This window comes from Chryseomicrobium aureum, from assembly GCF_043182735.1.
Lineage (GTDB): Bacteria > Bacillota > Bacilli > Bacillales_A > Planococcaceae > Chryseomicrobium > Chryseomicrobium aureum.
In genome coordinates this window covers 2,522,000-2,536,735 of sequence record NZ_CP171117.1, presented here as the reverse complement: position 1 = coordinate 2,536,735, position 14,736 = coordinate 2,522,000, and the positions used below count along the sequence as shown (strand labels likewise).

13 protein-coding genes are annotated in these 14,736 nt (G+C 44.4%); 4 read left to right on the top strand and 9 right to left on the bottom strand.

The annotated features are described in order from the left end of the window. The first annotated feature begins 5 nt into the window (after positions 1-5). Positions 6-809: a metallophosphoesterase gene (locus tag ACF3OH_RS13305; protein WP_392455100.1), complete on the top strand. Its 804-nt coding sequence runs from the start codon at positions 6-8 to the stop codon at positions 807-809. Between the two features lie 128 nt (positions 810-937). Here the strand turns inward: ACF3OH_RS13305 and ACF3OH_RS13300 are convergent, their stop codons facing one another. Beyond that, entirely contained in the window at positions 938-1,981 is a 1,044-nt protein-coding gene (locus ACF3OH_RS13300) for an acyl-CoA dehydrogenase family protein (RefSeq protein ID WP_392455099.1), read from the bottom strand. A gap of 22 nt (positions 1,982-2,003) precedes the next feature. Further along, positions 2,004-2,531 carry a DUF4242 domain-containing protein gene (locus tag ACF3OH_RS13295; RefSeq protein ID WP_392455098.1) on the bottom strand — a complete coding sequence of 176 codons (528 nt, stop codon included), beginning with the start codon at positions 2,529-2,531 and terminating at the stop codon, positions 2,004-2,006. A 146-nt stretch (positions 2,532-2,677) separates the two neighbouring features. On the opposite strand from ACF3OH_RS13295, the gene ACF3OH_RS13290 reads away from it, so the two are divergent. After that, complete coding sequence (locus tag ACF3OH_RS13290; RefSeq protein ID WP_392455097.1) at positions 2,678-3,121, top strand: winged helix-turn-helix transcriptional regulator; 444 nt, start codon at positions 2,678-2,680, stop codon at positions 3,119-3,121. Positions 3,122-3,141: 20 nt separating this feature from the next. Here the strand turns inward: ACF3OH_RS13290 and ACF3OH_RS13285 are convergent, their stop codons facing one another. From ACF3OH_RS13285 to putP, 7 genes are all read right to left on the bottom strand, one after another. Beyond that, the gene (locus ACF3OH_RS13285; protein ID WP_204589865.1) at positions 3,142-3,903 is read right to left on the bottom strand and encodes an ABC transporter permease; all 762 of its coding nucleotides are present in this window, start codon (positions 3,901-3,903) and stop codon (positions 3,142-3,144) included. Positions 3,904-3,909: 6 nt separating this feature from the next. Beyond that, entirely contained in the window at positions 3,910-4,872 is a 963-nt protein-coding gene (locus ACF3OH_RS13280) for an ABC transporter substrate-binding protein (RefSeq protein ID WP_392455096.1), read from the bottom strand. Positions 4,873-4,902: 30 nt separating this feature from the next. Further along, positions 4,903-5,688, bottom strand: coding sequence for an ABC transporter ATP-binding protein (locus ACF3OH_RS13275; protein ID WP_392455094.1), 786 nt, complete (start codon positions 5,686-5,688; stop codon positions 4,903-4,905). 248 nt (positions 5,689-5,936) lie between these two features. Beyond that, the gene (locus ACF3OH_RS13270) at positions 5,937-6,536 is read right to left on the bottom strand and encodes a response regulator (RefSeq protein WP_392455093.1); all 600 of its coding nucleotides are present in this window, start codon (positions 6,534-6,536) and stop codon (positions 5,937-5,939) included. Between the two features lie 5 nt (positions 6,537-6,541). Continuing rightward, positions 6,542-7,663, bottom strand: coding sequence for a histidine kinase (locus ACF3OH_RS13265; protein ID WP_392455092.1), 1,122 nt, complete (start codon positions 7,661-7,663; stop codon positions 6,542-6,544). A gap of 100 nt (positions 7,664-7,763) precedes the next feature. Then, positions 7,764-8,789: a fatty acid desaturase gene (locus tag ACF3OH_RS13260; RefSeq protein ID WP_204589870.1), complete on the bottom strand. Its 1,026-nt coding sequence runs from the start codon at positions 8,787-8,789 to the stop codon at positions 7,764-7,766. Between the two features lie 133 nt (positions 8,790-8,922). Beyond that, on the bottom strand, positions 8,923-10,413 hold the full coding sequence (gene putP, locus ACF3OH_RS13255) for a sodium/proline symporter PutP (RefSeq protein WP_392455091.1): 1,491 nt from the start codon (positions 10,411-10,413) through the stop codon (positions 8,923-8,925). 124 nt (positions 10,414-10,537) lie between these two features. Between putP and ACF3OH_RS13250 the strand changes: the two genes are divergently transcribed. Together ACF3OH_RS13250 and ACF3OH_RS13245 are read left to right on the top strand one after the other, a co-directional pair. Next, positions 10,538-11,683 (top strand): exonuclease SbcCD subunit D, encoded by a 1,146-nt coding sequence (locus ACF3OH_RS13250; RefSeq protein ID WP_392455090.1) that lies wholly within the window; start codon positions 10,538-10,540, stop codon positions 11,681-11,683. Then, positions 11,683-14,730 carry an SbcC/MukB-like Walker B domain-containing protein gene (locus ACF3OH_RS13245; protein WP_392455089.1) on the top strand — a complete coding sequence of 1,016 codons (3,048 nt, stop codon included), beginning with the start codon at positions 11,683-11,685 and terminating at the stop codon, positions 14,728-14,730. Before ACF3OH_RS13250 ends, ACF3OH_RS13245 begins: the two co-directional genes overlap by 1 nt. Positions 14,731-14,736: the final 6 nt, after the last annotated feature.

The window sequence follows — 14,736 nt, the reverse complement described above, 5'->3', positions numbered from 1 at the left end:
GACATATGAAAAAATTAGCAGTGTTCATAGCAGTACTAGCAGTTTTAGTTGGTAGTTTTTATTACAGCAATACAGGTCTTTCGGTAACAGAGATGACATTACAGGTTGGGGAAGAAGGTGCTTCCTTAGAAGGTCTTCAGATTGCGCATGTTTCGGACTTACATGACGCCACATTTGGTGAAGAGCAAGTAGATCTGATTGATGCAGTAAAACAGAAACAACCAGACCTCATTTTTATAACAGGCGATTTAATTGATAGTAATCGGTATGATTTGGAGCAAAGTCTAGCGGCAGTTCGGGGATTTGTTGATATTGCGCCTATCTATTATGTCACGGGGAATCATGAGATTGCTACAGATGAAGAAAACGCCATCAAATCAAAATTGTCGCAACTTGGCGTAACAGTGCTATCAAATGAACTCACGACAATCTCTTATCAAGGACAGTCAATTGAGATTTTAGGAATTGAAGATCCGCTGAGTGGCACCTCTGTTTCAGATGTATTATCTCTTCATCCACGGAGTGAGCTTCCAAGACTTACATTGTCGCACCGTCCTGAAGTGTTTGAGGACTATGTCGCAGCTAGAGAGCAGCTCGTGTTTTCAGGTCACGCACACGGGGGACAATTGCGCATCCCTGGAGTTGGTGGATTGATTGCACCTGGACAAGGGTTCTTTCCGTCCTATACAGCAGGTGTTTATGAAGAACAAGGGACACAAATGATTGTCAGTCGCGGGCTAGGAAACAGTCTTTTTCCATACCGTATTTTCAATCGACCAGAAGTCATTTTCATTACACTAGAACGTTAAAAGGCTAGTTCTCATAATTCCAGTTCTACTATTTACGATTTACCTCACAAAAAAGGCAAAGAACTTTGTAAAGAGTTCTTTGCCTTTGAATTTACCTATTGAAATACTACTAGCTGCCTTCTTCAGAATCAGTTTGAGTGAAGGAGTTTTTCTAAATGTTTTACCGTAGGAGTCAGGTTTAACAAGAAATAGGACTCACGCAATCTCCGTGACGGACCACTAGACATTAAATAACCTGCCCCTCCTTGATGCAACATCGTACCGTGAGTAGCTTTGGCTGCCAAATAAGCGACATCAAGCCTTAGCTTGAGTAACTCTTTCCAATCCTCAACACTAGGACCGGCTTTTGCTATAGCGTAGACGCTGTTTTTTAGCGTAACCAATTGTTCCTCAAGTTCTTCAGACTGGATCGGCAAGTAACTATTACACCCCATCTGTTTATTGCAGACTTGGAGAATCGAGTCAATGGATCCTCTCGTGACCCCAAACCCTAAGGGAGTTTGATAAAGAACAAATGCAGGTCGGATTATAGGGATGAATACGTCAGCATCTTCTGCCACAATCCAATTGTCCGGAATCCAAACCTCTTCAAACGAACATGCAAAAGTAGCACTACCGTTGACTCCCAAATACTCCGCTTTTGCCTTTAGAGACAAGCCCTCTGTTCGACAGGGAACAATAGCCATTATGCGTCTCGTGTCATCCACTTCGGCCACTATTCCAAACCAGTGGTCGTCACCTAAGTTCGAGACTGAAGGTAACTTCCCTGAAATGATATAACCGCCGTCCACCTTCTTCGCCCGCAAATGTAGCTTTTCAAGTCCTGCATAATATTTCATCGGGTTTGAGAGCCCTGTGGCACCTAAAATTGAGCCGTTTTCAAATTGTGGCAGTAGATGTTCCTTCAGATGAAGGTTTGTACTTTGACGGATGTAGGTCATCGCAGCCAAATGGCACCAAAAATTAAATGCCGTGGTCATACATACCTTCGCAATCTCCTCTACCATCATCACCTCACGTGAATAGGGAATACCTTCAGAAGAATCGAGGAACCCATTTTGCCCTAAACTTTTTAAAAAGTCAGATGCATAATACGCCTCTGTATCGATTCTCTTCACATACGGCTTTAATTTTTCAGCAATCAGCTCTTGCAAACGGTCTGTGTGTGCCACAGGAACTCCCCCATTTCCATACTTACGATAGTTCAGTCAATGTATCAATCGGTGCCATTACAGCCTCACGCGCCTTCTTAACGGTTGATTCATCAGGAGAATCATAGAAGCATAGACATTTCGTCATATCTTCACACACATAAGTGCGGGAGAACTTCACTTCAGGGACCTCATCATAGTGAACCGAGTTCTTCGATTTTCTTTCTAAGTAAGCATCCATTGTAAGGTTCTCTGGAAGGTTCCACTCTACCAAATAATTTACCGTTTCCGCCTGTTTTTTCACTTCTTCTAGTTCCGTACCGACCAGTCGAACCGGTTTGATCAGAGTGACCGGAACTTCTAGTTTGCGTAATGATTCATTCACTAAAGTTCGCTCTTCAGCTTCGATAATGAAAAAAGCACGTGATAAGTCTTTTGCTACCTGGACTTCGATCAAACCAGCACCTTGAGTGCCAATTTCGTCACGAACAGCTTCTACTTTTTGCTCGAAGGATGCCTTGTCCGTGATAGTGCCATTAAAAACAGATTCGACTAGATATAAAGTGGTCATTGAAATTCCTCCTTTGGATTCAAAATCCAACCATTGAAGTGGGATTTAGATTAAAGATTATTTTAAATGACTTAGTAATAAAAAACAACTCAGTTGTATCAAAATTTTCTATATGATTAAATTAGTAATAATGGAGGGAGCACAACATGCGCGAAACACGATACAATTTGCCTTGCAATATAGCACAGACTTTAAACTTGATTGGGGACCGCTGGACGTTACTCGTCCTCCATGAGATTTTGGTGGGCACAAAGACTTTCAATGATTTAAAAAAACAACTGCTAGGAATCTCATCGAATATACTTTCTGACCGATTGAAGCACTTAGAAAAATCGGGACTCGTCCGTTCATCTCTTTATTCGGAGCATCCACCTCGATACGAATACGCTCTCACAGAAAGCGGGAAGGCACTAGAACCCGTATTTAATGCCATGGTTCTATGGGGGAGCGAGCACCTGGACCCTTGCTATAAAAAGCTAGTCCATACTACTTGTCAACATGAAGTGGAGATTGCCTATTATTGCCCCCATTGCGAAGAAAATGTAACACAGCTCGAAACGACTGTTTTGAGAGATGAAGTAACAGAGTAGAGCAGAGATGCTCTACTTTTTCATGTGGCCCGAATACCCCATTGTCTATTGATCCATCTTTCGAATACCCCTACTACCTTATCTAAAAGCAAACCTAAGACCCCTATAAATACAATTCCCGCCATCACAAAGTCTAGCCGCATGGAATTTCGTGCATCCACAATGAGATAGCCAAGTCCAGATTGTGCCCCGACCATTTCACCAGCTACTAAGAATATCCACGCTGTTCCCACTGCTATATGAAGTCCATTCGCAATGAATGGAAAGGCTGCAGGGAAGATCACCTTAAAAAGGAGCGGAAACCCTTTCACCTCAAAATTCTCAGCCACCTTTAGATAACTGGCATCTACTTTACGGACTGCCCCAACTGTTGATAACAGAACAGGGAAGAAGGCAGCAATAAAGATGATGACGATGGCTGGAATATCCCCGATTCCAAACCATAGGACAATAAATGGGGACCAGGCGATGGGAGATACAGGTCGAATCACTTGGGCAATCGGGTCGAGTATGCTCCAAAGCAGTGGTAGTCTTCCCAATAGGAGTCCTAGACCGACAGCAATAACAACAGCAGATAAATATCCTAGCAGGAAACGATAGAGGCTAACTTGAATGTGTGTTATCAGTGTCCCATCTTGTATGAGACTCAAAATGGCTGCACCCACTGCTAGTGGCGGTGGGAACAATACAGCATCGTAATTGCCAAAGGTATAGACCATTTGCCACACAGCGATGAGGAGTATAAAGCCAATCCCTGCCGGCGCTAAAAATTTTAGTTTCATTTGTCGTCACATCGCTTCATCTAGTAATGAGTGGTCTACAAAATCAGTGTAACTTGGTGGATTGTCCATAAGCCCCATTTCTATGAGACTTGCACGTAATGCTTCATACTCATCTTCTCGAATCACCAGATCATCATACGCGATCCACTCAAATGATAAATCCAATACCTCTTCTTCGACGTTCATATATTTTGATGACATTTCATGTGTATGTTCATCTTTTGCTTCTGCCACTTCGCCGGCAGCCACATAGTAATTGACGAACTCCTGAGCGACCTCTTTCTCGTTTTGAATGAAATCATTACGCAGCACAAGAGTACAATCGATGGAGTTTTCCCAGACATCTTGATCCTGATACAGGACTTTGCCCTTTTCAAGCGAGACGGAAATAGCACCAAATGGCTCAGCCACCACGTAGCCGGCAATACGACCCTCAGCAAGAGCTGCTGGCATCTCTGCAGGTGGTAGTTCGATGACATTCACATCTTCATACGCCATCTGGTTTTGCTGTAGCATTTGGTACAGCAACACATTATGCGTAGAAAATTTATGAGGTATGGCAAAGTTTTTTCCTTTCAAGTCCTGAGCTGTATCGATTGAAGGGTCTGTAACAAATACATTGCCGTCACGATGTCCCAGTGCTACTGCTTTAAGGTCGATTCCCTGCTCTTTTGCTCTCATCGCTAGTGTGACGAGGACAGAAGCCCCATCAATACGGCCTGTATTCAAGGCATCCATCAACTCAGGCCATGAACCAAACTTCACTAATTCCAATTCGAAATTTTTATAGTCTTCTAGCTCTTTTTCGATGTACAACGGTACAGCATGAGTTATGGGTAAATACCCTATTTTGACCACGCGTTTTTCATCGTCTGAACCAGAGGATGAGCTATTCTCCGTACCGCAAGCCGTGAGGACCAGGGCAGATACCAAAAGTAGTGTGAGTAGCAATGTGAATGATTTTTTCATCGGATTCTCCTTATTGAGTTTAGTCATTGGTCAAATATGAAATTCTATGGCCGATTCCTGTCGGCTGAAATGGAATTCATCCAAAATTTGTTTGCGGTATGCATAAAAATCCGGATGACTTCGATCGCGAGGTTTCGACAGTTCAACATGGATCTCATGGTGAATACGACCTGGATTCGAATGCATAATAAAGATGCGATCAGCTAGATAGATAGCTTCATCAATGTCGTGAGTCACCAACACGATAGTAGTTTGTTCCTTGGCTTGTATGTTGAGTAGTTGATCTTGCAGATGGTATCGATTAAATGTATCCAACGCAGCAAATGGTTCGTCCATCAAGATCAGTTCGGGCTGTGGTGCGAGTGCTCTCGCTATCGCGATACGTTGTTTCATACCGCCTGACACTTCATGGGGAAACATTTGGCTCTTGCCTGAAAGACCTACCAGGTCGAGATAATGGCGTGCTCTTTCTGCGCGTTCTTTGGCTGATAGAGAAGAACTTTCGAGACCGAATTCCACATTTTTTAATGCGGATTTCCACGGAAGCAATCCGTAGTGCTGAAAAAGCATGATTGCTTTTCGGCTAGGTTTTGTAATGGGCTCATTCTGCAGCTTCACAAAGCCGTGATCTGGTTTTTCAAATCCTCCAATAATATTTAGAAGGGTACTTTTCCCACATCCACTCTCTCCCAACAGAGCAATAGTCTCTCCCCGTTGGATAGTGAATGAAATGGAGTCAAGAACCTGGTTCACTACTTGGTCAGAGTGAAAAGTCTTTGAAATTTCTTCTACCGATAAAAACGGTGCATCTCCCATACCTATGATCCCAACCTCCCGTTAATTTATTATTCCTATTGATATACTATGATTTAACTTTAGGTTATTTTATTATACTCTGTTGTTTTTTACAACTCATTATTCAGAATATATTAATTAATGTATTAAAATAACCCTAGGGTCTAACGAGGTCTAGGTGTAATCAAGACTTCGGTAGACTCTAGGGTCTTACTGTAGTTATGGGTATATTTGTATCTTCTATAATTCTTTGTTTTTCATCGCCCACCTCATTTGAACCAGCCTTTTTCTTTTGCGCGGGACAGGGCTTCGATTCGGTTGCTGACTTGCAATTTATCGAGGATGACAGATATATAGTTGCGTACAGTTCCGGAAGATAAGAAAAGTACTGAGGAGATTTCTTTTGAACTTTTTCCTTCTGCCATCAGTTCCATAATTTGAAGCTCGCGTTCGGTCAAAGGGTTTGGCGCATCGAAAGCAAGCTCCATCAGTTCTGGAGAATACATCTTGCGGCCGTTTAGGATAGAACGGATTGCGTAGGCGAGCTCTTCACTCGGGCTATCTTTGATCAAATACCCGTCGACATCCGCTTGTCGGGCTTTTTCAAAATAGCCAGACCGCGCAAACGTTGTCAAAATCAGGACTTTGCATGAATGGCCCTTTAACTTCTCTGCAAGCTCTAGGCCGGTCATTTTCGGCATTTCAATATCTGTAATGCAAATGTCTGGAGAGAGGTCTTGAACGAGCTGTAAGGCCTCTTCTCCGTCGCGTCCAAGGCCTACAACTTCCATATCTTCCTCAAGCTCGAGTAAGGAGCCTAATGCGCCTAACAACATACGCTGATCTTCGGCTAATACAATTCGAATCATTTTCTCTACTCCTTCCGTGGGGCAACATGTGGAACAGCAATTGTGAGACGTGTTCCGTGATGAAGTTCAATCGTTAATGAGCCGTTTACGAATTCAATTCGTTCCCGCATACCAGCGAGACCATTGCCTTCTGTAAAACGTTCTCTATCACCGCTACCTACACCATCATCTTCAATCTGCAGGACGGTCAGTTGTGGGGAGCTGTTTAAAACTACACGACAATAGGTCGCTTGACTGTGCTTGACCACGTTTGTCACGGCTTCTTTTAAACACATACTTAAGATAGACTCCATCAATAGGGGTAAATTTTCATGGACGCGTCCACCTTCTCGGATGAGCTGGATATCTGCGGCTTCGAGCAGTTGCGCGGCAGATTCCACTTCATCTTCAAAGTGGATGGTGCGGATTGTGGAAACGAGCTCACGTACTTCTTTTAATGCAAGACGCGCAGTTTGATGCACTTCTTTTAATTCTTTTTTCGCGCGGTCGGGATCTTTATCTATCAATTTTGAAGCTAGCTCACTTTTTAAACCAATCAGAGAAAGTTTTTGACCAAGCGTATCGTGAAGGTCTCGGGCGATCCGTTGACGTTCCTCGACTACACTCATATGGGCGATTTGTTCATGTGCAGTTTCAAGTTCGCCCGTAAGATAGTCTTGCCGTGCTTTTGAAAACGTCGCAAATGGCAACAAGACGATTCCAATTAATGTAATGATAACAAAAGGCAAGTAGGACATAAAGACATCAAATTCTAAAAAGAAGCCAAACACGACGCTAAGCGTTACGATTAAAACATGAATCCCGTAGAGAATAAAAAATCTTGTCTTGCTTTCTATAAAGCCGATAAAGAAGGACAAGAAGATACTCAAATAGACGTACCCGAACAATAAGGTCATCGCGGCGGCTATTGCCATTTCCAAAAAAACAGCTATGTAAAAGAGTGTGCCTTTTAAAAAGAACGTAAATCGGTACAACAAGAAAAACAGACCAAGTAGACTTAGGCCTAAAACGATTTCTTCCCAGCCTGTTGAACGAAACAGGAAGAAGAAAGGCAAGACACAAAACACGATCCAGGCGTAGAGACTGAGCCATGGGGACCGAGGGAATAGCTGATACCATTTGGGCATGATTCGGACCTCCAACTAAAAATTGCCTGGCCAGAGAGCGGCCAGGCAAGCAATTCTCTGCTTCCTCTAGTATACGTTTTGCTTCTTGGGAGGGAAAGGCTTAGCTCTTTACCCCTGAAGTGGAAGTGCGTAGTTGACGTTGCTTCCAGTCTTTGAACGAAATGAATGTTTTTGCTGCTTCGTCATAGAGACGGAACTTTAAAGATGTCAAACTAGTTGCCAAAGTGATTGTTGTCGCTTTGTGTAGAGGTGGAGTCTTTTCATGCGCTTCTTCAAGTAAGTAGTTCGGGACACGCGGGCTTAAGTGATGCACATGGTGGTACCCAATATTTCCTGTCAGCCACTGAAGGACTTTCGGTAGTTGGTAGAACGAGCTTCCGTCTACAGCTGCTTTGACGTAATCCCACTCTGACTCTTCTTCGAAATACGAATCTTCGAATTGATGCTGGACGTAGAATAACCAGATACCAAGAACTCCAGCAACATAAACTGTTGTACCTTGGATAATCGCGAACTCTTTCCAGCCTAATAAGAAACCAGCTAGTGTGTAAAGAATAACCACACTTAGTGTGATGAAGTGTGTGTTCCAACGCTCTTTTGGACGTGCATCCTTACGGTTGATACGGCTTGATACTAAGAATAAGTAAAGGGGTCCAATCCCAAACATGACGATTGGATTGCGGTAAAGACGATACGCTAAACGCAAACCTGGAGAGGCTGCAGTATACTCTTCAACTGTCATGACCCACATATCGCCAGTGCCTCGTTTGTCTAGGTTACTGCTCGTTGCGTGGTGAATCGAGTGCTCGCGTTTCCATTTCTCATAAGCAAATAGAGTCAAAATTCCTGTGATATTTCCCATGATGTTGTTGGCTTTTTTGTTTTTAAAGAATGATCCGTGTGTACAGTCGTGGAAGATGATGAATGTACGTACCATGAATCCTGCTGCGATGACTGCAAGTCCAAGGCTTAGCCAGATTGATACGTCGAACGCCATATAAGCAAGTGCCCATACTAAAAAGAGGGGCGGAATTGTGTTTAGGACCTGTGTAACACTTTTGCGAAGCTGTGATTTTTCAAAGGGAGCGACTTGTTTGCGTAGCTCACGAATGCGTTGCTTATCCATGTGAAGCCTCCTGGTCGTAATGTAGTACTCTAAGTTTACGAAAGATTAGGACCAGATAGTAGAAACAGATGTAAGCAAAGGGAGATGACAGTTGTCATAAAAAAATCTCCGCCGGGGCGGAGATTAAGAACAATTATTTATTTTCGTTGATTAAACGGTTTGTTTCATCAAACTCACGTTCAATCTCTAGGTTTGGTTTATACGTTAAGATACTTACTATGATTGCAACAAGTAAGCTTAGGATGAAACCAGGGACAATTTCATACATGGCGTCTTTCAAGACAGGTACGTTTGCCCAAATGATAACAACAATTGCACCAACAAGCATCCCTGCTAATGCACCTTCAGACGTCAGCTTTCTCCAGTAAAGAGAAAGTAGGATGACTGGACCGAATGAAGCACCGAATCCTGCCCATGCAAACTCAACTAAACCTAAAATTGTTTCATTTTGTTCCCAAGCAAGAGCTCCGGCAACAAGTGCTACTAGAAGAACAGCGATACGTCCAAGTAAGACGTATGTTTTATCCTCTGCATCTGATTTCACAACTTTTTTATATAAGTCTTCAACTAAAGCTGAAGACGTCACAATCAATTGAGATGCAATTGTGCTCATGATTGCCGCTAAAATTGCCGCTAGCATAAGCCCAGCGATGAATGGATGGAATACAGCTTGTCCGAGGACGATGAAAACTGTTTCAGCAGTCGTCTCTGTTAGAGGTGTTTGCCCAGCTTGGTTGAAGTAAGCAACCCCAACTAATGCTGTAGAAATCGCACCTAGTAAGCTGAAAATCATCCAACCAATTCCAATGCGACGAGCAGATTTTGCTTCGCGCACAGATTTGATAGCCATGAAACGTACGATAATGTGTGGCTGTCCAAAATAACCAAGACCCCAAGCGGCTGTTGAAATAATGCCAAGTACAGTTGTACCTGCAAATAAGCTAAAGTGGTTTGGTTCTACAGCTTGAATCGCCTCTACAGTTTCGCTAAATCCACCGAGTGCAATTACACCAATAGATGGTACCAAAATCAAAGCTATAAACATCATAAGACCTTGTAAGAAGTCCGTGTAACTTACAGCTAGAAATCCACCGAACAATGTGTACGCGACTACAACAGCCGATACAATCAGAAGTCCTGTGTGGTAATCGAGACCAAATGAACTGTCGAAGAATTTCCCACCAGCTACCATTCCAGACGATACATAGAACGTAAAGAATAGTAAAATGATGATACCTGACGCAATTCGAATAAGAGAAGATTTACCTTTTAGACGGTTATCCAAGTAACTTGGGATCGTGATAGCGTTACTGGATACTTCTGTGTAGACACGCAGGCGAGGGGCTACATACACCCAGTTTAAATAAGCTCCGATTGTAAGTCCGATGGCAATCCAAGCACTTGTTAAACCAGATAGATAGATTGCTCCTGGTAGACCCATGAGCAACCAAGCGGACATATCTGCTGCCCCGGCACTTAATGCAGTTACTGCTGGACCAAGATCACGTCCACCTAACATATAGTCATTTAAGTTTGTTGTTTTGCGGTAAGCGTAGTAACCAATAGCAAGCATTGCGACCATATAAATGATAATGGCAATAATTTGATAAGTTTCTGCTGACATGATAATACCCTCCTTTTCAAATTTCATAGTAACAAGTATAGTGCATTCTGTATAGAGCATTTTGACTATTATAGTCATATAGGAAATAACCCGATAAAATCTACCTGACAGAAGGAGACATGATATGAAAATTTTACATACAGCCGATTGGCATTTAGGTAAATGGTTACAGGGAATATCATTACTTGATGATCAGCGCCACATGTTGTGGAAGTTGTTAGAAGTTATCGACGAAGAACAACCGGACGTCATTGTAATGGCGGGTGACATTTATGACCGAGCAATTCCTCCTGTAGAAGCGATTCAGCTCTTTGGAGAGTGGTTGCAGGAAGTCATTGAGGTGCGTAAAATCCCTTTCTTAGCAATTACGGGTAACCATGATAGTCCGGGGCGTGTCCATTTCGGTTCGGCATTTATGAAATCGACGGGGCTGCATCTTGCTGGAGACTGGCTACCCGGAAATCATATCGTCCGTCTTGAAGACGAAGCAGGACCAGTAGACTTTCACCTCGTTCCGTATATGGACCCCGCGCAAGTCAAATTTCGTTTGCAGCAAGAACAATCGATGAGCCATCAACAAGCGATGGAGAATATCCTGGAGACATGTCTGCCGCTAGATAAAAATGTACGGCATGTATTTGTCGGTCATGCGTTTGTCACGCCATACGGAGAGCCGGAAGACAACACGAGTGAAGCGGAGCGACCCCTCGCAATCGGCGGGGCGGAATATGTCTCTGCTCAACTGTTCCATGACTTCAACTACACTGCTCTCGGACATCTTCATCGTGCCCATCATTGTGGGACGGATCATGTACGCTTTGCCGGAAGTCCGATGACCTATGCCATCTCAGAAGCAGGAACCGATAAAGGTGTTTTGCTCGTGGACTTAGCAGCAGATGGAAAAGTGGACGTCTCGTTTCATGCCCTCGAACCGCGTAGAAAAATGCGTCGGATTGAAGGGAACTTACAGGAGGTATTGCAACATGAAGTCAGTGAGGACTATGTCATCGTTAAATTACTCGACGACGGGCCTATCCTTTCCCCGATGGAGCAACTACGCACGGTGTACCCGAACACGCTTCATGTCGAACGCCAATTGGTGGCGATGGATGCTAAACCGTCTGTTGCACTTGCTGAACGAAAGCAGTTAAGTGAAAAAGCGTTGTTCACAGCGTTTCTTCATGAACTGGCGAGTGAAGAGCCGGATGAAGATACAATGGCTCTCTTTCAAGAGGCATGGCACCATGCAGAACAGGAGGGCGACAACTGATGCGACCACTTCATTTAAAAATGACCGCTTTTGGTCCTTACCGCGAACAAGAGACAATTGAATTTTCGGAGCTAGGCGGGCATACATTATTTGTGATTGCAGGTCCAACTGGTGCTGGGAAGACGAGCATTTTTGATGCGCTGTCTTTTGCGTTGTTTGGTACAGGAAGCGGGGAAGACCGACAAGATACGCGCATGTTACGTAGTGACTTTGCACCAGATGATTTGCATACAGCAGTTGAGCTAACGTTCGAAGTCCGTGGACGCACCATTCGGATTTATCGGCAAATGGCTCATATCAAAGCTGGAAACAAGACAGCGACTGGTGAGAAATATGAACTTGTCGAAATTACAGAAGAAGGTGAAATTCCTCTTGTCGAGCGGTATACGATTCGGGAAATCAATGCAAAACTGATGGAACTTGTGGGGATGACAGCCGATCAGTTCCACCAAATCGTCATGCTCCCTCAAGGAGAGTTCCGCAAGTTCTTGACGTCGTCCACCGATCAAAAAGAAGTGATTTTACGGAAACTCTTCCGAACAGAACGTTTTCAAAAGATGACCGATTACTTGCGGGAGAAGCGACAGCATCTCGTGGACGTATCTGCACAGCACCGCGCTGTTCAAAGTACACTCGTCAGTCAAGCAGCAGGTTTGTTCCCAGAAGAACCTATATTTATGCAGCAAGAAGTGAACTTGTATCAAATCGAGACCGCTTTGCAAAAAGGAATGGATGAGACGACTGCGCAACACGCCACTTCCAGACAGCAAGAAGAAAACGCATGGAACCTGTTTCAGTCGGAACAAAAAAAGCTTCAACAGCTCGAATGGTTAGCTGCTAAACAAGCGAGACTTCAGGACCTTTTAAAGAAGCACGAGACACTTACGAACCAACAACCGCTCATGAAGAAAGTACAAGTGCGTATCGAAGCAGCTGTGCGTGCCGCCGCCATTTCGCATATTCATGGGATGAAACAAAAAGCTTCTAAAGAGTTGTTGGAAAAACGTACACATGTTGAAACTCTTCGCCAGAAGCTTGCACAGACAACGGACACCTTTACAAAGCTGGAAGAAGAATTTCAGGAGTTAAAAAACCAAGAACCAGCACGTCAGGCTTTGCGCCAACAAATCGAGCGATTAAATGAACGGATAGGGCAGCTTGAAAAGCTTGAACACCTCATGAAACAAGAACAAGAACTCGCCACCACTGTTTCGGAAAAACAGGCAGAACACAAGAAGCTTCAACAGACTGTCGAGCACAAAGAGCAGCGACTACAGCATTTGCTGGATCAGTACCAAGAGCTGCACAGCGAGAGTAATGCATTACCGGAAGTGAAAGCAGCGTACCAGTTTCTCGGTGAACAGATTCGATTGGTCGACCGGTACAATGAACAAATGATGGAACGAAAAACAGCCCAAGAAAAGGTAGAACGTGCGACCGCAGCTAAACAACAAGCCCATCACGACTGGCAAGCCTTTCAAGCAGAGCAAGCCAACCAACTTGCACTGCAGCTTGTGGGACACCTTCATGATGGAAAAGCCTGCCCAGTATGCGGATCTATAGAGCATCCGGACCCGGCTCGGCCAACCACTACTGCGGGGAACGGTGATGGACGCGCCCTCGAGCAAAAGCTAGAACAAGCTAAAGCACAAGAGCTACGCTTTACTTTAGAGATGGAACGGCTTGACCAAGATCTTACCAATTTTCAAGCCAACCATTCCGAACTCGTTGATAGTCGGGAACAGGTAGTACTAGAGCAGGAACAAAAAGCGCAACAGATTCAAGTGCTTGAAAACAAGCGCCAACAAGCAGAAGCCTGCATCAAAGAAGGCAAGCCACTTCGTCAAGAAGTAAATGACTTAAAAAAGGCGCTTCCTGAAAAAGAACACCAACTGGCAACCGTCATGCAACAGTGGCAGCAGTTACAAGGCCAACTAGTGGCGCTCCAAGAGTCACAGGACGGGGCATCCCTTCAGGAGACGAAACAACTGTCTGCTTCTAAAACAGCGGAACTGAATGAACAATTGACACGTTGGCAGCAAACGGAGCGGTCTTATGGGGAAGTGCGTGATGCCTATCAATCTCTGACCCAACAAGTGAGCTGGGAGACCGAGCAACTCAAGCGTGTTGAAGCGGAAGGCACGCAACTTGAAACAGACTGGGAGCAAGCCCTTGCCGAGCAACACTTCCAGACAGAGGACGACTACCGACAGGCTGTCCTGCCAACTGGAGATATTTCACGTTACCAGAAGGAGCTTCGGGACTATGAACAACAAGTGCAACAAGTCACAACCGAACGTCAACTATTAGAGAACGAACTGGAAGGATACAAAGAAGACGGCTCTCTAGAAGTACAGAAAGGCTTGGTGAGCCAAGTCAAAACGCAGTGGGAAACGTACAAACAGGAGACGCAACAACTAGCGAACAAGCTACAAACGGCGAATCGCCTCGTTGTTCAGTTCGTTGAATTGAAAGAGAGAGTCGGGGATACAGAGAACAAACTTGCGACAACCACAGCCCTATACGATGCACTCCGGGGACAAAACGCAAAGAAGCTTTCATTTGAGCGCTATATGTTGGTTGCCTACTTGGAGCAGATTACAGAAGCTGCCAATCAGCGTCTAGAGTCACTTTCCGGTGGGCAATTCCGTTTGGTCCGTAGCGAGAGACAAGAAAGTCACGGCAAGCAAAGTGGTCTGCAACTCGATGTCTATGACGGATATACGGGCCAGTTCCGTGATGTCAAAAGCTTGTCAGGTGGCGAAAAGTTCCATGCTTCCCTTAGCCTCGCACTTGGTATGGCGGACGTTATGCAAGAGATGAACGGTGGTATTCAAATCGATACGATGTTTATCGATGAAGGCTTTGGTTCACTCGATGAAGAATCGCTTCAAAAAGCAATCGATGCACTGGTACAACTGCAACGAACCGGCCGTTTGATTGGTGTCATTTCACACGTCAAAGAATTACAAGCGGCCATTCCAGCCAAACTGAAAGTCCACAAGTCTGCGAGTGGGACGAGTTCTACTCGCTTTGAAATAAGCTAGGGGGAA

What these genes read in the sequence shown, in the direction of transcription:
- ACF3OH_RS13305 (WP_392455100.1), top strand. Translation starts at nt 6, where the DNA reads ATGAAAAAATTAGCAGTGTTCATAGCAGTACTAGCAGTTTTAGTTGGT.
- ACF3OH_RS13295 (WP_392455098.1), bottom strand. Translation starts at nt 2,531, where the DNA reads ATGACCACTTTATATCTAGTCGAATCTGTTTTTAATGGCACTATCACG.
- ACF3OH_RS13290 (WP_392455097.1), top strand. Translation starts at nt 2,678, where the DNA reads ATGCGCGAAACACGATACAATTTGCCTTGCAATATAGCACAGACTTTA.
- ACF3OH_RS13285 (WP_204589865.1), bottom strand. Translation starts at nt 3,903, where the DNA reads ATGAAACTAAAATTTTTAGCGCCGGCAGGGATTGGCTTTATACTCCTC.
- ACF3OH_RS13280 (WP_392455096.1), bottom strand. Translation starts at nt 4,872, where the DNA reads ATGAAAAAATCATTCACATTGCTACTCACACTACTTTTGGTATCTGCC.
- ACF3OH_RS13275 (WP_392455094.1), bottom strand. Translation starts at nt 5,688, where the DNA reads ATGGGAGATGCACCGTTTTTATCGGTAGAAGAAATTTCAAAGACTTTT.
- ACF3OH_RS13270 (WP_392455093.1), bottom strand. Translation starts at nt 6,536, where the DNA reads ATGATTCGAATTGTATTAGCCGAAGATCAGCGTATGTTGTTAGGCGCA.
- ACF3OH_RS13265 (WP_392455092.1), bottom strand. Translation starts at nt 7,663, where the DNA reads ATGCCCAAATGGTATCAGCTATTCCCTCGGTCCCCATGGCTCAGTCTC.
- ACF3OH_RS13260 (WP_204589870.1), bottom strand. Translation starts at nt 8,789, where the DNA reads ATGGATAAGCAACGCATTCGTGAGCTACGCAAACAAGTCGCTCCCTTT.
- putP (WP_392455091.1), bottom strand. Translation starts at nt 10,413, where the DNA reads ATGTCAGCAGAAACTTATCAAATTATTGCCATTATCATTTATATGGTC.
- ACF3OH_RS13250 (WP_392455090.1), top strand. Translation starts at nt 10,538, where the DNA reads ATGAAAATTTTACATACAGCCGATTGGCATTTAGGTAAATGGTTACAG.
- ACF3OH_RS13245 (WP_392455089.1), top strand. Translation starts at nt 11,683, where the DNA reads ATGCGACCACTTCATTTAAAAATGACCGCTTTTGGTCCTTACCGCGAA.